The 20,224-nt window shown below is 64.4% G+C and carries 17 protein-coding genes; 14 read left to right on the top strand and 3 right to left on the bottom strand.

Going from position 1 to position 20,224, the window contains the following annotated elements; all coding sequences use genetic code 11:
- The first annotated feature begins 262 nt into the window (after positions 1 to 262).
- The 5 genes from MTX19_RS36885 to MTX19_RS36865 all read left to right on the top strand — a co-directional run bounded on the left by MTX19_RS36885 (position 263) and on the right by MTX19_RS36865 (position 5,748).
- Entirely contained in the window at positions 263 to 967 is a 705-nt protein-coding gene (locus tag MTX19_RS36885; protein WP_280981567.1) for an asparaginase, read from the top strand.
- A gap of 77 nt (positions 968 to 1,044) precedes the next feature.
- The gene (locus MTX19_RS36880; RefSeq protein ID WP_280985735.1) at positions 1,045 to 1,365 is read left to right on the top strand and encodes a hypothetical protein; all 321 of its coding nucleotides are present in this window, start codon (positions 1,045 to 1,047) and stop codon (positions 1,363 to 1,365) included.
- A gap of 132 nt (positions 1,366 to 1,497) precedes the next feature.
- Positions 1,498 to 2,304, top strand: coding sequence for an MBL fold metallo-hydrolase (locus MTX19_RS36875; protein ID WP_280984997.1), 807 nt, complete (start codon positions 1,498 to 1,500; stop codon positions 2,302 to 2,304).
- Positions 2,305 to 2,417: 113 nt separating this feature from the next.
- Positions 2,418 to 4,286 carry a molecular chaperone HtpG gene (gene htpG, locus MTX19_RS36870; RefSeq protein WP_280985734.1) on the top strand — a complete coding sequence of 623 codons (1,869 nt, stop codon included), beginning with the start codon at positions 2,418 to 2,420 and terminating at the stop codon, positions 4,284 to 4,286.
- Positions 4,287 to 4,596: 310 nt separating this feature from the next.
- A complete protein-coding gene (locus tag MTX19_RS36865; RefSeq protein ID WP_280981566.1) occupies positions 4,597 to 5,748 on the top strand; it encodes a DUF3095 domain-containing protein in 1,152 nt (383 codons plus the stop codon).
- A gap of 226 nt (positions 5,749 to 5,974) precedes the next feature.
- On the opposite strand, the gene MTX19_RS36860 is transcribed toward MTX19_RS36865, so the two are convergent.
- Complete coding sequence (locus MTX19_RS36860) at positions 5,975 to 6,418, bottom strand: DUF2147 domain-containing protein (RefSeq protein ID WP_280981565.1); 444 nt, start codon at positions 6,416 to 6,418, stop codon at positions 5,975 to 5,977.
- 213 nt (positions 6,419 to 6,631) lie between these two features.
- Positions 6,632 to 7,162 (bottom strand): GNAT family N-acetyltransferase, encoded by a 531-nt coding sequence (locus MTX19_RS36855; protein WP_280981564.1) that lies wholly within the window; start codon positions 7,160 to 7,162, stop codon positions 6,632 to 6,634.
- Positions 7,163 to 7,288: 126 nt separating this feature from the next.
- Here MTX19_RS36855 and MTX19_RS36850 point away from each other — a divergent pair, with 126 nt between their 5' ends.
- Complete coding sequence (locus tag MTX19_RS36850; protein ID WP_280981563.1) at positions 7,289 to 7,888, top strand: superoxide dismutase; 600 nt, start codon at positions 7,289 to 7,291, stop codon at positions 7,886 to 7,888.
- Positions 7,889 to 8,133: 245 nt separating this feature from the next.
- On the opposite strand, the gene MTX19_RS36845 is transcribed toward MTX19_RS36850, so the two are convergent.
- The gene (locus tag MTX19_RS36845) at positions 8,134 to 9,744 is read right to left on the bottom strand and encodes an IS1182 family transposase (RefSeq protein WP_280978673.1); all 1,611 of its coding nucleotides are present in this window, start codon (positions 9,742 to 9,744) and stop codon (positions 8,134 to 8,136) included.
- 630 nt (positions 9,745 to 10,374) lie between these two features.
- Here MTX19_RS36845 and MTX19_RS36840 point away from each other — a divergent pair.
- From MTX19_RS36840 to pal, 8 genes are all read left to right on the top strand, one after another.
- Complete coding sequence (locus MTX19_RS36840; protein WP_280983057.1) at positions 10,375 to 11,802, top strand: IS1182 family transposase; 1,428 nt, start codon at positions 10,375 to 10,377, stop codon at positions 11,800 to 11,802.
- A gap of 558 nt (positions 11,803 to 12,360) precedes the next feature.
- Positions 12,361 to 13,074, top strand: a complete 714-nt coding sequence (gene tolQ / locus MTX19_RS36835) for a protein TolQ (RefSeq protein ID WP_280975428.1) — start codon at positions 12,361 to 12,363, stop codon at positions 13,072 to 13,074.
- A gap of 34 nt (positions 13,075 to 13,108) precedes the next feature.
- Positions 13,109 to 13,582, top strand: coding sequence for a biopolymer transporter ExbD (locus MTX19_RS36830; RefSeq protein ID WP_280975429.1), 474 nt, complete (start codon positions 13,109 to 13,111; stop codon positions 13,580 to 13,582).
- 36 nt (positions 13,583 to 13,618) lie between these two features.
- Positions 13,619 to 14,551 carry a cell envelope integrity protein TolA gene (locus tag MTX19_RS36825; protein ID WP_280981561.1) on the top strand — a complete coding sequence of 311 codons (933 nt, stop codon included), beginning with the start codon at positions 13,619 to 13,621 and terminating at the stop codon, positions 14,549 to 14,551.
- 72 nt (positions 14,552 to 14,623) lie between these two features.
- On the top strand, positions 14,624 to 15,952 hold the full coding sequence (gene tolB / locus MTX19_RS36820; RefSeq protein ID WP_280981560.1) for a Tol-Pal system beta propeller repeat protein TolB: 1,329 nt from the start codon (positions 14,624 to 14,626) through the stop codon (positions 15,950 to 15,952).
- A 181-nt stretch (positions 15,953 to 16,133) separates the two neighbouring features.
- A complete protein-coding gene (locus MTX19_RS36815) occupies positions 16,134 to 18,470 on the top strand; it encodes an EAL domain-containing protein (RefSeq protein ID WP_280981559.1) in 2,337 nt (778 codons plus the stop codon).
- Positions 18,471 to 18,622: 152 nt separating this feature from the next.
- Positions 18,623 to 19,357: a hypothetical protein gene (locus MTX19_RS36810; protein ID WP_280975432.1), complete on the top strand. Its 735-nt coding sequence runs from the start codon at positions 18,623 to 18,625 to the stop codon at positions 19,355 to 19,357.
- Positions 19,358 to 19,666: 309 nt separating this feature from the next.
- A complete protein-coding gene (gene pal, locus MTX19_RS36805) occupies positions 19,667 to 20,161 on the top strand; it encodes a peptidoglycan-associated lipoprotein Pal (RefSeq protein ID WP_280975434.1) in 495 nt (164 codons plus the stop codon).
- Positions 20,162 to 20,224 lie beyond the last annotated feature (63 nt).

Below are 20,224 nucleotides of genomic sequence, written 5' to 3'. Positions count from 1 at the left end.
ATACTAGCAAGCTTCCTCTCAACCGCATCATGTTTCGACGCGCGCCCGCGTGCCGTGCCGAAGGAGTGAAGCGGCATTGCGGTGGCTCTCCCTGTCCGTGCAACTGCGACGACTGCAGGGAGGCAGAAGGAGCGCCGCCTGGAGCGGGCGTGTGATCTCGCTGTCAATGTTCTGTCGCATGATACCTGCCGTAACTTTGTCCATTTGTTGGAGGACAAAACCAGGGGTTGCATTGGTGTGGACATATCGCTGGGGGAAAGAGATGCCGCATTCGCTTCGATCGAACCGTTCCGCAATCGCCGCGATCGGCCTCGTCTTCGTCCTCGTGACGGGGCTGCTTGCATCTCCCGCTGCCGCGCAGCAAGCCTCCGATGCCGCGCGGTCGCGGGTGCTCGTGCTCGGCACCGGCGGCACCATTGCCGGCCAGGCCAGCGCGCGCGCCGGCAACGCCTATGACTCGGCCAAGGTGAGCGCGGCGGACCTCGTCGCCGCCGTTCCCGGCATGGACAAGCTCGCGCAGATCTCCGCCGAGCAGATTTCCGCGATCGGCTCGCAGGACATGAACGACAAGGTCTGGCTCGACCTCGTCAAGCGCATCCGCGCCGCGATCGACAAGAAGGAGGCCGACGGCATCGTGATCACGCACGGCACCGACACGATGGAGGAGACCGCGTTCTTCCTGCAAAACGTGCTGGAAACCGACATGCCGATCGTGCTGGTCGGGTCGATGCGCCCCTCGACCGCGGTCGGCGCCGACGGGCCGGCCAACCTCTACGACGCCGTGAAGGTCGCCGCCGCGCCCGAATCGCGGGGCCGCGGCGTGCTCGTGGTGCTCAACGACACCATCCACGGCGCGCGCTGGGCGCAGAAGACCAACACCACCAGCGTCGAGACCTTCCGCTCGCCCGATGCGGCCCGGTCGGCTATGTCGACGCCGGCGCGCTCCGCTTCCTGCAGCCGGCCGTAACAGCCAAGGGGCCGAAGCTGAAACTGCCGGAGGCCGCGCCGCTGCCGAGGGTCGACATCGTCTATTCGCACGCCAACATGGACGCCGCGCCGGTCGAGGATGCGGTGAAGCGCGGCGCCAAGGGCATCGTGCTGGCGGGCGTCGGTGACGGCAACAGCTCGAAGGCCGCGATCGATGCGCTCGCCGCCGCGGTGAAGCAGGGCGTCGTGGTGGTCCGTTCCAGCCGCGTCGGCTCGGGCTTCGTGAACCGGAATGTCGAGGTCAACGACGATGAGCTCGGCTTCGCCGTCTCGCTCGACCTCAACCCGCAGAAGGCACGGGTACTGCTGGAGCTCCTGATCGCCAACGGCATCACCGAGCCGAAGGCGGTCCAGCAGGCCTTCGTCGCGACGCAGTGATCGGGACGCGGTTCATGCGTCAAGGCACCCATCGCCGTCAAGCGTGGCCTCGCTCACGATGCTGTTGGTATGTTGCCCCATCGCTTGAGCGTATGATCGCGCTCTTATCCCCGCGAGCGATGGTGAGTGTCGATGCCCCTCTGGACCTGTGAACAATGCGGCGCGCAATTTCCTGAAACCACAGTGCCGCCGTCGTCCTGCCCGATCTGCGAGGACGAGCGGCAATATGTGAACTGGAACGGGCAGGCCTGGCTGACCCGCGAGGAGCTGGCGCAGCGGCACCAGCTGGTCTGGCGCGATGATCTGGGCCTGGTCGGGATCGGCCTGGAGCCGACGTTCGCGATCGGGCAGCGCGCGCTCTTGGTGCCCGATCGCGGCGGCTGCGTGATGTGGGACTGCGTGCCGCTGGCAACGGCGGAGGCGATCGCGCATGTCAAATCTCTCGGCGGCCTGAAGGCGATCGCGATCTCGCACCCGCATTATTATGGCGCGGTCGCCGACTGGAGTGCGGCGTTCGGCGCCGTGCCGGTCTATCTGCACGGCGATGACGCGCAATGGGTGACGCGGCCGTATCCGTCGATCGTGCCGTGGCGGGGCGACAGCTATCGCCTCTCCGACGACGTGCTCCTGGTGCGGACCGGCGGCCATTTCGCCGGCGGCACCGTGCTGCATTGGCGCGCCGGCGCCGAAGGCCGCGGCGCGCTGCTCACCGGCGACATCGCGATGGTTGCGATGGACCGCCGCTCGGTGAGCTTCATGTATTCCTATCCGAACTACATCCCGCTCAATGCCGCCGCGGTCCGCGTGATCGCGCGCGCGGTCGAGCCGCTCGCCTTCGACCGCATCTACGGCGCCTGGTGGGGGAAGAACATCGCCGCCGGCGCGAAGCCCGCCTTCCATCGCTCGGTGCAGCGGTATATCGCCGCCATTGCCGACTGACGGCGTTCCTGCAGGCGGGATCCAGCGTGCCGGGCGCGGCCGCAAATCTTGCCAGCCGGTGCGGTCGCGCTATATCAGGGCTTTCCCACCACCCGGAATTGCCTGAGTTCCCCATGACCACCACTGCCGCCGCCGAATCCCAGCCGTTCCAGGCCGAGGTCGCCGAATTGCTGCACCTGATGGTGCATTCGGTCTATTCCGAGACCGATATTTTCCTGCGCGAATTGATCTCGAACGCATCCGACGCCTGCGACAAGTTGCGCTACGAGGCGATCGCCAATCCGGCCCTGATCGCCGACGGCGCGCCGCCGGAGATCAGGATCGTCCCGGACAAGAAGGCCAACACGCTCGCGGTGGTCGATTGCGGCATCGGCATGGACCGCCAGGAGCTGATCGACAATCTCGGCACCATCGCGCGCTCCGGCACCAAGTCGTTCCTGCAGAAGCTGACCGAGGCCAAGGACGGCGCCAATTTGATCGGCCAGTTCGGCGTCGGCTTCTACGCCGCCTTCATGGTCGCCGAGAAGATCGTCGTCACCAGCCGCCGCGCCGGGGCCGACGAGGTGTGGGTGTGGTCGTCGGAGGGCGGCAGCGGCTTCGAGATCGCGCCGGCGAGTGAGGAGGCCGCCAAGCGGGTCGCGCGCGGCACCGAGATCGTGCTGCATCTGAAGAAGGACGCGGCGAAATATCTCGAGACCTACGAGATCGAGCGCATCGTCCACGAATATTCCGATCATATCCAGTTTCCGATCCTGCTGGTGCCGGAGGAGGGCGAGCCGCGCCAGATCAACTCGGCGAGCGCGCTGTGGCAGCGATCGAAATCCGAGCTGAAGCCGGAGGACTACAAGCAGGCCTATCAGCAGATCGCGGGCGCCTTCGACGAGCCGGCGATGACGCTGCATTACCGCGCCGAGGGCCGGCAATCCTACGCCGTGCTGTTGTTCGCGCCCTCGACCAAGCCGTTCGACCTGTTCCAGGTCGAGCGCAAGGGCAAGGTCAAGCTCTACGTCCGCCGCGTCTTCATCGCCGACGACGCCGAGTTGCTGCCGGCCTATCTGCGCTTCATCCGCGGCGTGATCGACAGCGAGGACCTGCCGCTGAACATCTCGCGCGAGATGCTGCAGAACAATCCGCAGCTCGCGCAGATCCGCAAAGCCGTCACCACCCGCGTCATCGGCGAGCTCGAGACGCTCGGCGAGAAGGAGCCGGAGACCTTCGCCAAGATCTGGGACGCGTTCGGTCCCGTGATCAAGGAAGGCCTGTGGGAGGATTTCGAGCGCCGCGACAAGCTGCTGGCACTGTCGCGCTTCACCACCACCGCGGGCGAGAAGCGCTCGCTGAAGCAATATGTCGACGACCTCAAGCCGAACCAGATCGAGATCTACTATCTCGTCGGCGACACCATCGATCGGCTGAAGTCGAATCCAAAGCTGGAATCGGCGCGCGCCCGCGGCATCGAGGTGCTGCTGCTGACCGATCCCGTCGACGCGTTCTGGACCGCGGCGCCGCTCGAGTTCGGCGGCAAGCCGTTGAAGTCGCTAAGCCAGGGCGACGTCGATTTCGGCCTGATCCCGCTGCTCGACGACAAGGCTGAGGACAAGAAGGACGAAGCTGCGGCCGACGCCGCGACGACGATCGCCATCGTCAAGGATGCGCTCGGCGAGCGCGTCTCCGACGTCCGCGCCTCGCAGCGGCTGACCTCGAGCGCGTCGTGTCTCGTCGCCGGCGGTGATGGGCGCGATCGCGCGCTGGAGCGGCTGCTCGCCCAGCAGAACCGCGGCGCGGTGACGAAGCCGATCCTCGAGGTCAATCTGCGTCACCCGCTGGTCGCCGCACTCGCGGCCGACACGGCGCAGGCGAAGGATTTGTCGCTGTTGCTGTTCGAACAGGCGCAGATCCTCGACGGCGAAATGCCCGATGATCCCGCCGCCTTCGCAAGCCGCCTGAACCAGCTCGTGCTGCGCGGCGTGGCGAAGGGGTAGGGCGACTACGTAACTCGCATGGAGAGCGAAGCCTTCTATCCCGTCATCCCCGCGCAATGGCTTCGCCATTGTCGCTGGAGGAGCGCGTAGCGCGTCTCGAAGGATGCACGGCCCCCCGCTGGTGGCCGTCGTGCTTCGAGACGGCCGCTGCGCAGCCTCCTCAGCATGACGGGATCAGGAGCACAGCCCCGTTGGCAAGCGAAATGACCCGGATTTCGCGGCGCCCCATCCGGGCTCCGCTGCAAAACCCGGTCGCAAACCGCTGCGTATCTGCTACATCATTCCTGAAGCGGAACGGCGCGGTTGTGCGATGAAAACCAGCAGCGAGATTTTCTACGGCAGCATCCCGGTGTTTCGCGGCTTCACGCGCCTGATGGACCCCGCGCTGTATGCGCCTTTGCCCGACGACTGGACCGTCGGGGTCGCCGATATCGTGGAATCCACCAAGGCGATCGCGGCGCAGCGCTACAAGGCGGTCAACATGGCCGGCGCCTCCGTGATCGCCTCGGTCACCAATGCGCTGGAGGGCCGTGAATTCCCCTTCGTGTTCGGCGGCGATGGCGCGAGCTTCGCGGTCGCGCCGGCCGATCTCGACAAGGCGCGCGAGGCGCTGGCGGCGACCGCGCGCTGGGTCCGCGACGACCTCGATCTCGTGATGCGCGTCGCGTTGGTGCCGGTCGCGGCGATCCGCGCGGCGGCCGCCGATGTCCGCGTCGCGCGCTTCGGGCCGTCGGCCAATCTGTCCTATGCGATGTTCTCCGGCGGCGGGCTGGCCTTCGCCGACGCCGCGATGAAGCGCGGCGAGTTCGCCGTCGACCCGGCGCCGCCGGGCACCCAGCCCGATTTGTCCGGCCTGTCCTGCCGCTTCGAGGAAATGGCCTCGGCCCGCGGCGTCATCCTGTCGGTGCTGGTGGTGCCCGCAAGGGGCGCCGATCCCGCCGCCTTCCGCAAGGTGATCGAGGACATCGTCGTGCGGGTCGAGAAGAGCCCCGAGGCGGGACGGCCGGTGCCGGCAGGCGGTCCGCCGCTGCGCTTCCCGCCGCAAGGGATGGAGTACGAAGCGCGCGCCAGGCGGCGCGGCGGCCCGCTCGCGATGAAGCGCGCCCTCGTGCTGGGTTTTGCGTTCTGGGCCTATGTCGTGTTCCGCCTCGGCATCAAGGTCGGCAAGTTCGTGCCGAAGCTCTATCTGCAGCAGGTGGTCGAGAATTCAGACTTCCGCAAATATGACGATGGTCTGCGCATGATTCTTGATTGCACGCCGGACCTTGCGACCGAGCTCGAGCAGCGCCTTGCCGACGCGGCCGCTCAAGGCGTCGTGCGCTACGGTCTGCACCGCCAGGATGCCGCGATGATGACCTGCTTCACACCGTCGGTGATGCGCAGCGATCACGTCCATTTCATCGACGGCGCCCGCGGCGGCTACGCCATCGCCGCGACCGCGCTGAAGGCGCGTGCGGTGTAGGATTTGATCGGGCCGCAAACTCGCTACACCTCTCCCGCTTGCGGGGCCGAGACGAGCGGAACTCGCTCTTAGGTCGGCGCGCGAAGCGCGACGGCTGGGGGTTCTCTCCAAAATATGACTCGTGGAGAGAGCCCACCCCAGCCCTCCCCCGCAAGCGGGAGAGGGGGCGCAGTCCCTCCGCGGTTGCTGTTCGATCCAATCTCGCTCTGGAGATCGGTGGCGCGGCCTACCGTCCCACCTTGGTCCAGGTCTCGCCGCCGCAGAGCGCGCCGACGCAGCCTTCGACGCGCAGCGTGTTCTCGCCGGTCACCGTGATGCTGCTGGCGTAGGTGCCGCCGTCGTCGGCATTGTAGATCTGCCCCGACCATTTGCCTGACGCGACGGGGTGCATGCCGGAGAACAGCGGCAGCCCGATGATCGGCCGGCTGGCCAGCGACGGGTTCGGGTTCTTGTTGTCGACCTGCGGCTTGCCGGTCATTGGATCGATCGGCTCGCGCAGGCTCACCACCACGCCGCAGATTCCGCCGCCGCACTTGCTGATCTTGACTCGCGCATCGCCGGCCTGGGTCTGCCAGACGCCGGTCGGCTCAGCGACGTTCTGTGCGTGCGCGGCAGGAACGGCGATACCCACCGCAAGGATTGCGGTCACAAGTCCAAGTCTGCAGGCCATGATTTTTCATTCCCCAAGCGGCCGGCCTGCATAGCAAGTCGAAAGATTTCTGCAATGTCATATTCGCGCGATCAATCACCCCAACAGGTTAGCTTGATCGTTACGATCGCGGCGAGGCCGAACACCACCACGGCACCGCCGACCAGCGCGAACAGCGTCCACGCCGGCGCGCCGGAGGCAGCCCGATGCGCGCCACCGCCGCCGACGCAGGGATCACCAGGGCAGACCGCATAGGTCGATCTTGCCTTCGCGCGGGGCGCGGACGATGTCGTAGACGAACGGCGCCATCGCCTCGAAGCGGATTTGCCCGGAGGGCTGCTCGCAATACACTTCGCCGGTGAAGGGGTGCCAGCCGCGCGCCTCGTAGAAGGCGAAGTTATGCGGCTCGCAGAACAGGATCGCGAATTTTACCGCGTCGTTGGCGCGCATGGTGTGCACGGCGGCGTCGATGGCGAGGCTCGCATAGCCGCGTCGCCGGCAGTCCTGGCGGGTCGCGACCCCGCCGATGCCGCCGACATGCACCTTGTGGCGATTCCAGGTGATGGTCCGGAAGTAGATACCGACATGGCAGGCAAGCCCGCCGTCATCGGGCGCGTCGATCAGCACGCGCAAATCCGCGTGAGCCCATTCGATATGCGCCCATGGTTGCGCTTCCACGACATGGCGGCCCCACACCGCCCGGTGCAGCGGCTCGGCGCGCTGCCATGACGCATCCCCGTTGAGAACGTCGATCTCGATGCTCATATCTCCGGTCCCCGGCTCTGCCGATCTGTCATACACGATCCGAAAATGCGGTGTTTCTCCGCGTTGGAACCTTCTATAAGGGGGACCCGTTAAGTGTAGTCTCCCACCACTGTTGGACATTACCCCATGACCTTCACGCTACCCGATCTGCCCTACGCCCACGACGCCCTCGCGCCCTATATGTCCAAGGAAACGTTGGAGTTTCACCACGACAAGCATCATCAGGCCTACGTCACGAACGGCAACAACGCGATCAAGGGGACCGAATTTGAAGGCAAGTCCCTCGAGGAGATCGTGAAGAGTTCGTTCGGCAAGAACGCCGCCGTCTTCAACAATGCCGGTCAGCACTACAACCACATCCACTTTTGGAAGTGGATGAAGCCGAATGGCGGTGGCAGCAAGCTGCCCGGCCGGCTGGAGAAGAAGATCAACGAGGACCTCGGCGGCTTCGAGAAGTTCAAGGCCGACTTCGCCGCCGCCGGCGCCGGCCAGTTCGGCTCGGGCTGGGCCTGGTTGCAGGTCAAGGGCGGAAAGCTCGAAGTTGCCAAGACGCCGAACGGTGAAAACCCGCTGGTCCACGGCGCGATCCCGATCCTGGGCGTCGACGTCTGGGAGCACTCCTACTACATCGACTACCGCAACCGCCGTCCGGACTATCTGAAGGCCTTCGTCGACAACCTCATCAACTGGGATTACGTCGACGAGCTGTTCGGCAAGGCCGGCTGATCGCGCTTGGTCGTCATTCCTCTACGGCTTTCTCGACCCTCCCCCGAAAGGGGAGGGTCGATTCGCATGCAGCGAAGCGGAGTGCGAACCGGGGAAGGGTCATCTCTCAACACGAGCAGTCTTTCAGTGGAGAGCCTGTGAGGCCGCCCTGCCGCTGATTTCATTCGCGCCGACGCTCCCGCCTGACGGTGCCGCCCTAAGGCGCAATCACTGAGTTGCCCGACGAGACTGGGCAAGAATGGCAACTAAGGGGCTGGGGCGGCTCGGAAAGCACTGACGACGAGCGACAGCGAGATTTTGGCGCGGAAGGGCCGCAAAGCAAGCCGAATGGCGCGCAGAGTGGCCGCAAGGAGGTTTGCGCCGGCAATGCGCGTCTTTTCTGCAAGGTACGCGACGAAGCGGTCGAAGCCGAGAATGCTGAGCACGCGGGTGAAGTTGTAGCAAAGCGCCATCAGGCTCCATTCGCCGCGGACCTTGTCGAAGCCGCGCACGAGAAAGTGCTGATAGCCGGCGCGGCATTTGAGTGTTCCGAAAGGGTGCTCGACGATGGCGGAACGGCGGCGCATCAATGTGGCAGCCTCGGCGCTTTGCATCCTCATGCGGTGACGTTCGAGAACGTCCTCGTGTTCCCAGCGCGCGATGCTCCGGTAAGGCGCCTTCGGGGCAAGACACCGCGCGCTCAGGGGACATGCTGCGCAGGCCGCCTTGCGCGCCAGGTAGCGGATCTCGATGCGGCCGCTCGTGTTCGTCCAGCGCCCTTCCGTCGGGCGCAGCAGCTCGCCGGCCGGGCAACGGTAGGCATCGGCGTTCGCATCGTAACTGAAGTCCTTGCGGCTGAGGCGGCCTTCCTTGAGCTTGCCATTGCCCTCGTGCAGCGGCACATAGGCAACAATGCCGTCATCCTCGCAGGCCTTCAGGTCCTCGCTGGTGGAATAGCCGGCATCGGCCGCCACCTGCAGAGTCTCGACGTCGAGGGCCTCTTTTGCCGCCTTTGCCATCTCATGAAGATGGCCCGCGTCGTTGCGGTTGACGACCTCGCTGGCAACGATGAGCGTGTGCTTGTCGTCAACGACGCTCTGCACGTTGTAACCCGCAATGGTCTGGTCGCCCTTGCTCAGAAGCCTTGCGTCGGGATCGGTCTTCGAGAGTTGCCCCTTGTCGCTTGTCTCCAGGTTCTTGAGGTCGGCTTGCGCGCGCTCGCGCCGGGCCATCAGCTCCTTCACCTTCTCGCCGACATCGCCGCTGCCCTTGCTGCCATCTCCCGGACCGGCACATCGCTTGGCTTCCTCGGCATCGTTGGCTTCAAGGGCCTTGCCATAAGCCTCGATCTCCTTGTCCAACGCGGCGATCTGTTTGGCCAGCTTCCCTTGCGTGAAGATGCTGCCCTTGCTGGCGTTACCATGGAATAGCGCCCCGTCGATCGCAACGAAGGTCCCACCGATCAGGCCGAGGTCGCGCAGGAGCAGCACGAAACTGCGGTTCGCGGCCTTGAGCGCCGCCCAGTTCTCCTTGCGGAAGTTGGCGATCGTCCGATAGCCCGGCTTCATGTTCTTCAACAGCCAGATCAGCTCCAGATTGCGGCAGGCCTCCCGCTCCAACCGCCGCGACGACCTGATCTGGTTGATGTAGCCGTAAAGGTAGAGCTTCAGCAGATCGGCCGGATCGTAGGGCGGCTGCCCCACTTCGTCCGCGGCACGATCCGCATGGCGGAAGCCGAGCTTTGAAAGGTCGAGCGCGCCAACGAAACTGTCGATCGCCCGCACCGGATTCTGCTGTCCGACATAGTCCTCAATCCGGGGAGGAAGAAGACTGGGTTGCTCCCGGCTGTCGCCGGCCTTGAACGTCCGATTCGCCATGCGCCGAATCGTACATCAACTCCAAAAAATGCCGAGTTCTTGCCCAGCCTCGACGGCGCAAGACCCTCACGCAAAAATATTTCTGTTTTTCGGAAGGGCAACTCAGTCTATGATCCACCCGTCTCACCCGATGAGGGGCGGATCGCGATCGTCACGAACGCGGTGTGAGATGCGGTGGACGCCGATTGCGCAACTGACGAGTGCGTATGAGGCGGACGGTGAAGTCGTGCAGGCCTGACGCCCTAGTGGCAGGTGTCTCCTCAGCAGGAGGCAAGGTCTCTCGCTGATGACGGTGACAACAAAGCCCAGTCTCGCCGGGGAGAGCGCGTATAAGCCGTAGCCCATCGCGCAGGGAAAGCCGGGATTGCTCCGGTTACACCTGTGGTCCTACCCCGGTGCTTTTTTTGTTGCACCGGGCCCATGGGTGCGATCGGCACCCGGCTTTCCCTGCGCCCTCTGTTCAAGAGAGGGTGAATCGAAGTGCAAAGCTCGGACGATTCCCGTCGCGAGAATGCGGATGTGTGAGCCACAAAACGCGCAACACACTCGGCGTCGTCCTGGCGAAACAGGCCGTGCAAAAACCACGGTCTGATGTTGGATTTGGGAGGCAGAGACGGATTCGGGGGCAGGATGGCACACATCGTTGGCCAATCGCGCTATCAGGCGACGTTGTATCCCGAGACGTTGGACGAGGTGATCGCGGCAGACAGCGCGGTGCGCGTCATTGACGGTTTTGTGGACAGCCTGGACCTTGCCGGGCTGGGTTTCTCGAACGTTGAGGCGGAGGCGACGGGGCGGCCGCCTTACGATCCGCGCGATCTGTTGAAGCTTTATGTCTACGGGTATCTGAACCAGATGCGTTCGAGCCGGCGGCTTGAGCGTGAGGCTCGGCGCAATGTCGAAGTGTTCTGGCTGATCAACCGGGTGAGGCCGGTGTTCAAGACCATTGCGGACTTCCGCAAGGACTATCCTGAGGCGATTGCCGGGGTCTGCCGGGCCTTTATAAAGTTCTGCCGCGAGCAATCGGTGTTTGGAGGCGAAGTCCTGGCGATCGACGGGAGCAAGATTGCTGCGGCGGCGAGCCGCAAGCAGGTGATCACCAAGGCGAAGCTTGCGGAGCGGGATGCGGCGATCGAGCGCAAGATCGCCGACTACCTGACGGCGATGGATGAGGCCGACGCCGAGGAGACGCCGCTTGAGCCGACCAAGACCGACGTGGCTGCAGCCCTTGCCGCGTTGAGGGCTCAGCGGGCTGAATTGCAGCAGCAGGCCGAACAGCTGGTTCAGGAAGGGCTCAAGCAGAAGGTGCTGGGTGAGCCTGAGGCCAAGCTCATGCGCACGCCGCGCGGCCATCAGGTTGCCTACAATGCACAGATCGCGGTCGATGCCCAGCATGACATGATCGTTGCGTTCGATCTGACCAACGAGGGCAACGATCTGCAGCAACTCCACCCGATGGCCCGGCAGGGCAAGGCGGCCGTCGGCGCCGATCAGGTGAGCGTCGTTGCCGATACCGGCTATGCCAACGGCGCGCACGGCAAGCAATGTGAGCAGGACGGGATCACCGCGATCGTACCGCATGGCGAGCGGGTCAATCCGAAGGGCAAGCAATACTTCAGCCGCGATCAGTTCAGCTACGCCCGAGAGAGCGACAGCTGGGGTTGCCCTGCCGGTGAGGTCCTCCAACTCTTCAAGACCTCCCACACCAAACAGAAGAAGGAATATCGGACGCAAGCCTGCCCGGCCTGTCCGCTGAAATCGCAATGCACCGAGGCGGCGCAGCGGATCATCGTGCGCGGCTTCCATGACGATGACCGCGAGGCCATGCATCAGCGGGCGATCGCCGATCCAAGCTGGATGAGGCTCCGCCGCGAAGTCGCCGAGCATCCGTTCGCGACCATCAAATGGTTGATGGGAACCCCGCGCTTCCTCGTCCGCGGATTGCGCAAAGCCAAAGCCGAACTGGCGCTCAGCATCATCGCCTACAACCTCAAGAGACTGATTGCCATCAAGAGCGTACCCGCTCTGCTCAAGGCGCTCCGGCCTTGTCCAGCTTGAGGGTGCCCTCCTCGTTCTCAGCTCCAGGCACCGCGCCGACATTTTTGCACGGCCTGGAAAGCCAGGACCCATCACCCCAAATATTGATTATTGCGCGACCCTGGGGCCGGAATCGTGTTCACCAGCAACTGCGGTGGTTCAGGACGACGAACGGAGAGGCCCGCCTGCAATCCCGCCGCGGAGTGTGGGTTCCGGCGTGCGCCGGGACGACCCTGTGGGGACCGGCGGCAGCGGGGGCTGTATCCAGCGCGACCCGCACCGGCCACCCCCGGGAACCCGGCAACCGGCTCATCCGGCGCCATTTCCCGCCTTCGAATCTCCCTTTGGTAACCTCGCCTTAACCATGATTAGCGTTTGGTTAGGGTCGGAATGCCGTGCGAAAAGCCCTCGTTTTGACATGTTGGCAGAGGAAGCAGGGCCCGGCTTTGGACGGGCCCCCCCATGCGACAGATGTAAAAGGCTCTCGCGCAGTTTTGCCGCGCCCGCCGCGTGGCCGTGAAACCGGTGCCGATTTGCGGACCGCCTATTGGGGACACTTGCGTTGAGAGGATATTGCCGATGAATCCCGCCGACGTGGCTCAATCAGCTCTGCCCCTGGCATCGAGCGATGTGTCGCTGATCGCGCTGTTTTGGCAGGCCCATTGGGTCGTCAAATGCGTGATGCTGGGACTTCTGTCCTGTTCGGTCTGGGTCTGGGCCATCGCGATCGACAAGGTCCTGCTTTATGCCCGCACCAAGCGCTCGATGGACCGGTTCGAGCAGGCTTTCTGGTCCGGCCAGTCGATCGAGGAGCTTTACCGGGCGCTGTCGGCCAAGCCGACCCAGTCGATGGCCGCCTGTTTCGTGGCCGCGATGCGGGAGTGGAAGCGCTCCTTCGAGAGCCAGTCGCGCTCCTTTGCCGGCCTCCAGGCGCGGATCGACAAGGTCATGAACGTCTCGATCGCCCGGGAAGTGGAGCGGCTGGAGCGGCGGCTATTGGTGCTGGCCACCGTCGGCTCGGCGGGCCCGTTTGTCGGCCTGTTCGGCACCGTCTGGGGCATCATGTCGAGCTTCCAGTCGATCGCAGCGTCGAAAAATACCTCTTTGGCCGTGGTGGCGCCGGGCATCGCGGAAGCGCTGTTTGCTACAGCAATTGGTCTAATCGCCGCAATTCCGGCGACTATTTTCTACAATAAGTTCACCTCCGAGGTGAACCGGCAGGCCCAGCGCCTGGAGGGGTTCGCCGACGAGTTCTCCGCCATCCTGTCGCGCCAGATCGACGAGCGCGGCTGAGACAGACGATGATCACTTTTGCGAGCGCACGATCATGGCGATGAGCATGGCAGGGTCGTCCGGCGGCGGCGGACGCCGCCGCGGCGGGCGCAAGCCGGTGATGGCCGAGATCAACGTCACGCCGATGGTCGACGTGATGCTGGTGCTCCTGATCATCTTCATGGTGGCGGCGCCGCTGATGACGTCGAACATCGACATCGACCTGCCGGTCGCAAGCGGCGGCAAGTCGATCTCGTCGAACCAGCCGCCGCTGACGCTGTCGGTCAAGCGCACCGGCGGCGGTTGCAACTCGAACATCGAGCTCTATCTCGGCGATGCGCCGATCGCAGCGACCGACCTGCTGCCCAAGATCAAGGCGATCCGGGAAACCCGATCGGACGCCGAAAGCGTGGTCTATCTGCGCGGCGACAAGGACGTTTGTTACACTGATATGATGAAGTTGCTCGGGGAGATCCGGACCGCCGGGTTCAAGGCGAACATCGTCATCATCCCGGAAGGGGGCACTTAAACTTCATGTCCGGCAAGCGGCACGGGGAAGCCTGAATTGAAGGTCAAGGTCGACAAGACACTGGCGGCGTCGATTGCCCTGCACGTCCTCGTGATCGGGTGGGGCCTGGTGTCGTTTTCGACCAAGGCGTTCGTGATGCCGGAAGAAGACACTGTGGCCGTCGACGTGATCTCCTCCGACCAGCTCTCCCACGTCATGGCCGGCCAGAAGGACGGCAAGAAGGACAATCCCAAGCCGCTGGTCGAGAAGGTCGCCGAGGCCAAGCCGGTCGACGACGCCGTCGGCAAGATCGATGACAAGAAGGCGCCGGTCGTGACCGACACCGCGCCGGCGCCGACGCCGAAGGTGGAAAAGCCGGAAGAGAAGAAGCCGGATCCGCCGAAGAAGGTCGAGAACAAGCCGAAGGAAGAGCCGAAGCCGGTCGAGAAGAAGCCCGATCCAGTGAAGCCCGACCCGATCGCGGAAGCGATCAAGAAGGAAGAGAAGAAGCCGCCGCCGAAGCCGGTTCAGCATGCCGCCAAGCCGCCGCCGGAGCAGAAGCCGAAGGAGCGCGTGTTCGATCAGAGCAAGATCGCGGCGCTGCTCGACAAGCGCGATCCGACGCGCGCCTCGATCACCGGCGACACGCTCAATTCCAACGCCGCGCTCGGCACGTCGAAGGGCAAGGCCGCCGACAATTCCGCGACCTGGGGCGCGATGTTCAAGCAGCAGGTCGAGCGCTGCTGGAAGAAGCCCTATGGCGGCCTCGAGGCGCAGCAGACCGAAGCCGTGTTCTCGATCAAGCTGAAGCGCGATGGCACGCTCGAAGGAATGCCGGTGCCGGAAGGCAACCCGGCGACGCCTTATCTGCGCGTCTACCAGGAGAGCGCGCTGCGGGCGATCATCGAATGCCAGCCGTACAATCTGCCGGCGGCCTATTTCGATGAATGGAAGTATTTTGCGCCGGTGTTCACAGAGCGAAAGACCTGAGGCCACCGCGGCGCTTGGCCGATAGCAAACAAAAGCCTACCCACAATGACCGACACAAAAGATTTGCGTGCAATGACGTTTCGCCTGAACCGCCGCCAGATGATTTCCGGAATGGCCGCGCTCGGTGCGCTGGCTGGAAGCGGCGGCGCCGCCTTCGCACAGAAGCGCATCACGATCCCCGAGGGCGACTTCGCGCCGGTGCCGATCGCGATTCCGAATTTCGCAGCCGGCACGCCCGGCGACACCGAGGTCGGCGTCGGGGTGACGCAGGTCATCACCAACAATCTGAAGCGCAGCGGATTGTTCGCGCCTATCGACCAGGCCGCCTATCTCGAGAAGTCGATCAACATCGACGCGGCACCGAACTTCAACAACTGGAAGAGCATCAACGCGCAGGCGCTGGTGACCGGGCGCATGACGCGCCAGGCCAACGGGCGCGTGAAGGCGGAATTCCGTCTCTGGGACGTCAACACCGGCCAGCAGCTCGCCGGCCAGCAATACGACACGTCGGCCGAATACTGGCGGCGCATCGCCCACATCATCTCCGATCAGATCTACGAGCGGATGACCGGCGAAAAGGGCTATTTCGACACCCGCATCGTGTTCGTCGACGAAAGCGGCGCCGCGCAGCACCGCGTCAAGCGGCTGGCGCTGATGGACCAGGACGGCGCCAATGTGCGCTACCTGACCCGGGGTGCGGATCTGGTGATCACGCCGCGGTTCTCGCCATCGACCCAGGAGATCACCTATATGGAGTTCGGGCAGGGCGAACCGCGCGTCTACCTGCTCAACATCGAAACCGGCCAGCGCGAGATCGTCGGCAATTTCCCCGGCATGTCGTTCTCGCCGCGCTTCTCGCCGGACGGTCAGCGCATCATCATGAGCTTGCAGCAGGGCGGCAACTCCAACCTGTTCGTCATGGATTTGCGCTCGAAGGCGATGACGCGGCTGACCGATACGCCGGCGATCGACACCTCGCCGTCCTACGCGCCCGACGGCTCGCGGCTCTGCTTCGAATCCGATCGCGGCGGCAAGCCGCAGATCTACGTGATGCCGGCCACCGGCGGCCAGGCGCAGCGCATCTCGTTCGGCGACGGCACCTACTCGACGCCGGTCTGGTCGCCGCGCGGCGACTACATCGCCTTCACCAAGCAGGGCGGCGGGCAGTTCGCGATCGGCATCATGAAGACCGACGGTTCGGGCGAGCGCATCCTGACGTCGGGTTTCCACAATGAGGGGCCGACCTTTGCGCCGAACGGGCGCGTGGTGATGTTCTTCCGCGACCCCGGCGGTAACAGTGGACCGTCGCTGTTCACCGTCGACGTGTCCGGCCGCAACGAGCTGCGGGTGCCCACGCCGGGCTTCGCCTCCGACCCCGCCTGGTCGCCGCTGTTGTCATGACAGCGCGGGCGCTGCCGGGATCCCCGGCATCGCCCGGCAACTGTTGTCTAGCGTACTGATATCTAAGGCAGATTTCCGTCGTGCGCTGAGCGCGACAACGACTCACTAACGATCTTCGCTCAGAAAGACTTCATCTGCGGCCGTTAGAACTACGCAGCCGAAGAGGATGCGTACGCTGCCGATGCAGTTGGTGGATCAGAAAAGACGAGGCAACCAGGACGAGCTGGAGCCGGTGCTCTACGCTGCGCTCGTGGACTCGATGCGCCAGAATTTCTGGGCGATGTTCCTCGGCAGCGTGTGCACGGCGACCGCCGCCGTGATGACCGCGCTGAAGACCGGCAACATGTTGCTGTGGCCGTTCGCCTTCCTGATCATCGCCATCGGCACGGCGCGCGCGATCCAGATGCGCAAATACGACGAGGGGCAGGGCGGCGGGCTGACCTACGAGGAGGCCAAGGTCTGGGCGCCGCGCTATTCGGTCGGCGCGATCGTCTATGCCGCGGTGCTGGGCGCCTGGTGCTTCATCACCATCCTCGGCAGCGACGATGCGATCGCCCACATGCTCTGCGTCGCGGTGACGGTGGGCTATACCGCGGGCGGGGCGGCGCGCAATTACGGGCGACCGCGGCTGCTCCAGCTCCACGTGCTGGTCGCCTGCGCTCCGATGTCGATCGCCTTGGCGATGCACGGCGATGTCTACTACATCGGCCTGGCGATCCTGCTGGGCCTGTTCTTCCTCGGCCTGAAGGGCATCAATCTCAGCCTGCACGCGATCTTCGTCAAGGCGCTGACCTCGAGCTTCCGCGAGGCGGCGCTGGCGCACCAGTTCGACACCGCGTTGAACAATATGCCGCATGGGCTTTGCATGTTCCGGTCCGACGGACGCCTGGCGGTGATGAACCACCGCTTCATCGAGATGATGGAACTGTCCGATGATTTCGTGCAGCGCAGCGCGAGCGCATCCGACATCTGCAATGCCTGCGTCCTGTTCGGATCGATCTCCGCCGCGACGGCGAAGCAGATTCTGTCCGAGATCGAGAGCTCGCAGGTCGGCGAGATCGTCACCAACGATCCCGATGCGAGCAAGAGCCGCGCGCTGTCGTGGACCTTCCAGCCGATGAGCCGCGGCGGCACCGTTGTGCTGGTCGAGGACATCACCGAGCGCAAGGACGCCGAGGCCAGGATCAGCCACCTCGCGCGCTATGACGAGCTGACCCAGCTGCCCAACCGCGTCAATTTCCGCGACGAAATCGGCCGCCTGCTTTCGACCCGCTACGGCAGCGAGCAGCGCTCGGCGCTGCTGTTCGTGGACCTCGACCAGTTCAAGCAGGTCAACGATACGCTCGGCCATCCCTGCGGCGACCAGCTGCTGTGCGCGGTTGCCGACCGGCTGCGCGAGATGCTGCGTCCGGAGGACTTCGTGGCGCGGTTCGGCGGCGACGAGTTCGTCGTGTTCCAGCAGAACATCCATTCGCACGAGGATGCCGCCGCACTCGCGCGTCGCATCGTCGACCGCCTCAGCGAGCGCTACAAGATCGACAACCATCTGGTCGAGATTGGCGCCAGCGTCGGCATCGCGATGACCGCGCCCGGTGTCGGCGCCGACACACTGCTCAAGAACGCCGATATGGCGCTCTACCGCGCCAAGGCCGACGGCCGCGGCACCTTCTGCTTCTTCCGCGACGAGATGGCGCAAACCGTCGAGGCGCGGCGCATCCTTGAGCTCGACCTGCGCAAGGCGCTCGCCAACGAGGAGTTCGAGCTGTTCTATCAGCCGCTGATCAACCTGAGGACCGGCAAGGTGAGCACCTGCGAAGCGCTGCTGCGCTGGAACCATCCGGTGCGCGGCGCGGTCTCGCCCGTCGACATCATTCCGGTTGCCGAGGACATGGGCCTGATCGTCGACCTCGGCCGCTGGATCCTGCGCAAGGCCTGCATGGAATGCATGAAGTGGCCGGAGGCGGTCAGCGTCGCCGTCAACTTCTCGCCGCAGCAGTTCCACCAGCGCGACGTGGTGAGCGAGGTGCGTTATGCGCTCGAGGTCTCGGGCCTGCCGGCGCACCGGCTGGAGATCGAGATCACCGAATCCTCACTGCTGCACAACACTCAGCTCACCCACGACCTGCTGTCGCAGTTGCGAACGCTCGGCGTACGGATCTCGCTCGACGATTTCGGCACCGGCTACTCGTCGCTGAGCTATCTGCACAACTTCCCGTTGCAGAAGGTCAAGATCGACCGTTCCTTCCTCGAAGGCATCGACAGCGATCGACCGCTGACGCTGCTGCGTGGCGTGGCGCGACTCTCCGCCGATCTCGGCATGTCCGTGGTCGTCGAGGGCATCGAGACCAACGACCAGCTCGAATTGATCAGCGCCGACGGCGCGGTCACCGAGGCGCAGGGCTATCTGTTCAGCCGGCCGGTTCCCGCCGTGCGGATCAGGCAGCTCTTGAACGCCTCGCACGGCCCCCGCTCGCCCGACGAGAAGCTGATTCCCCTGCCGTCACGATCGATCGCCTGAAGCTTTCCGGGCGGGCAGCAATGCTGCCGGACGCGGGTGCGAAACTCCTTGACCGGGATTAACCCTAACACCGTCAATGCTTTGCAATTTCGTTAAGAGGCTGTTAAGATTTCCACCGGCTCGCAGAAGTTGTTGGAAGTGCGGAGTAATACATGAGATCCCCCGTCGCAGCGTCTCCTGTTGCTTTCGTGAGGGGATCCGAACTACTCGACCACGTCGATTATCGTCTCGCCCAAACGCGGGCGGAAAAAGAAGAGATCTACAATCTCCGCTACCGCGCCTATCTGCGGGAGGGCGCAGTCAAGGAGTCGGCGGAGCAGCGCGTCACCGATCAGTATGACGACCTGGAGAACTCCTGGACCTTCGGCGTCTATCTCGATGCCGAGCTGTGCAGCTCGGTCCGCATCAGCGTGCTGACGCCGGAATGGCGCGAGTCCTGCTCGGCCGAGGCTTTCGGCGAGATCCTGCATCCGAAGCTCGACCGCGGAGAGGTCATTATTGATCCGGCGCGTTTCGTGGCGGACCCCGACCGGGCCCGGCGTTCGCCGGAACTGCCCTATGTCACGGTGCGCCTGGCCTATATGGCCTGCGAATATTTCAACGCCGATCTGGGGCTCGCGATCGTTCGCCCCGAGCACCAGGCGTTCTACCGTCGCGTCTTCTTCCATGAGACCATCGCCGAGCCGCGCCTGTTCCCGGGCCTGCTCAAGCCGGTCGGCCTGATGGCGTCGGACTTCCAGACCATGCGCGACAAGGTGTTCGACCGTTACCCGATGATGCGCTCGTCGGCATTCGAGCGCCGCATGCTGTTCGAGCGGGAACACCATGTGCCTCGGCAGGCGACCATTGCCAAGTTCGAACGTCCCTCGATCGTCCCGAATTCCTGACCGGGAATCGGCCGGCAGAAGTCGATCTCGTTTGGGCTGCTTCGCCAGCGCGAATCGCCACGACCTGTCGCCGTTCGGCAACTAGCGGGCACGAAATTGCCTGTAGAAACGGCTGGTTCCGGCCGACCTTGCCTTCTCTTCACCGTCGCGCCACATTTGCCACCCATTAACCATCGGGGGCGCTTTCCGCCATTAGCTGGCATTTGATGCGGTCCGGCAAGGTCTCGTCAAGGTTGACGGAACGTTCGCTTAACCATCGCCCTGTAGATCGGATGACAGTACGAAGAGCGTGAGCGTGGAGGCTCCGGAATGAAACATCAGATGCGTATCCTCCAGGGTATGAAGCTGGCGGCGGTTCTGGCGGTGGCGCTGTCGATGGGTGCCTGCGCCAACAAGAACGGGCTGGGCGCCGATGGAGCGATGGCGAGCGCCGCGACCCCGGGCAGTCAGCAGGATTTCGTGGTCAATGTCGGCGACCGCGTGTTTTTCGATAGCGACCAGACCGATCTGAGCCCGCAGGCGATCGCCACCCTCGACAAGCAGGCGCAGTGGTTGCAGACCTACAACCGCTATTCCTTCACCATCGAAGGCCATGCGGACGAGCGCGGCACCCGCGAATACAACATCGCGCTCGGTGCGCGTCGGGCCCAATCGGTCCGTGCCTATCTGGTCTCGCGCGGCATCGACCCGAGCCGCATGCGCACCATCTCCTACGGCAAGGAGCGCCCGGTCGCGGTCTGCAACGACATCTCCTGCTGGTCGCAGAACCGCCGCGCCGTCACCGTGCTCAACGCAAGCTCCTGAGCAAACGCCTCGGCCAATGTTTCAACCGGCGCCTTCGGGCGCCGGTTTTTCTTTCGCGGCGCG

The organism is Bradyrhizobium sp. ISRA464 (assembly GCF_029910095.1).
Taxonomy (GTDB): domain Bacteria; phylum Pseudomonadota; class Alphaproteobacteria; order Rhizobiales; family Xanthobacteraceae; genus Bradyrhizobium.
Note: the sequence above shows the minus strand (reverse complement) of the source record. Positions and strands in the feature narration are given on the sequence as shown.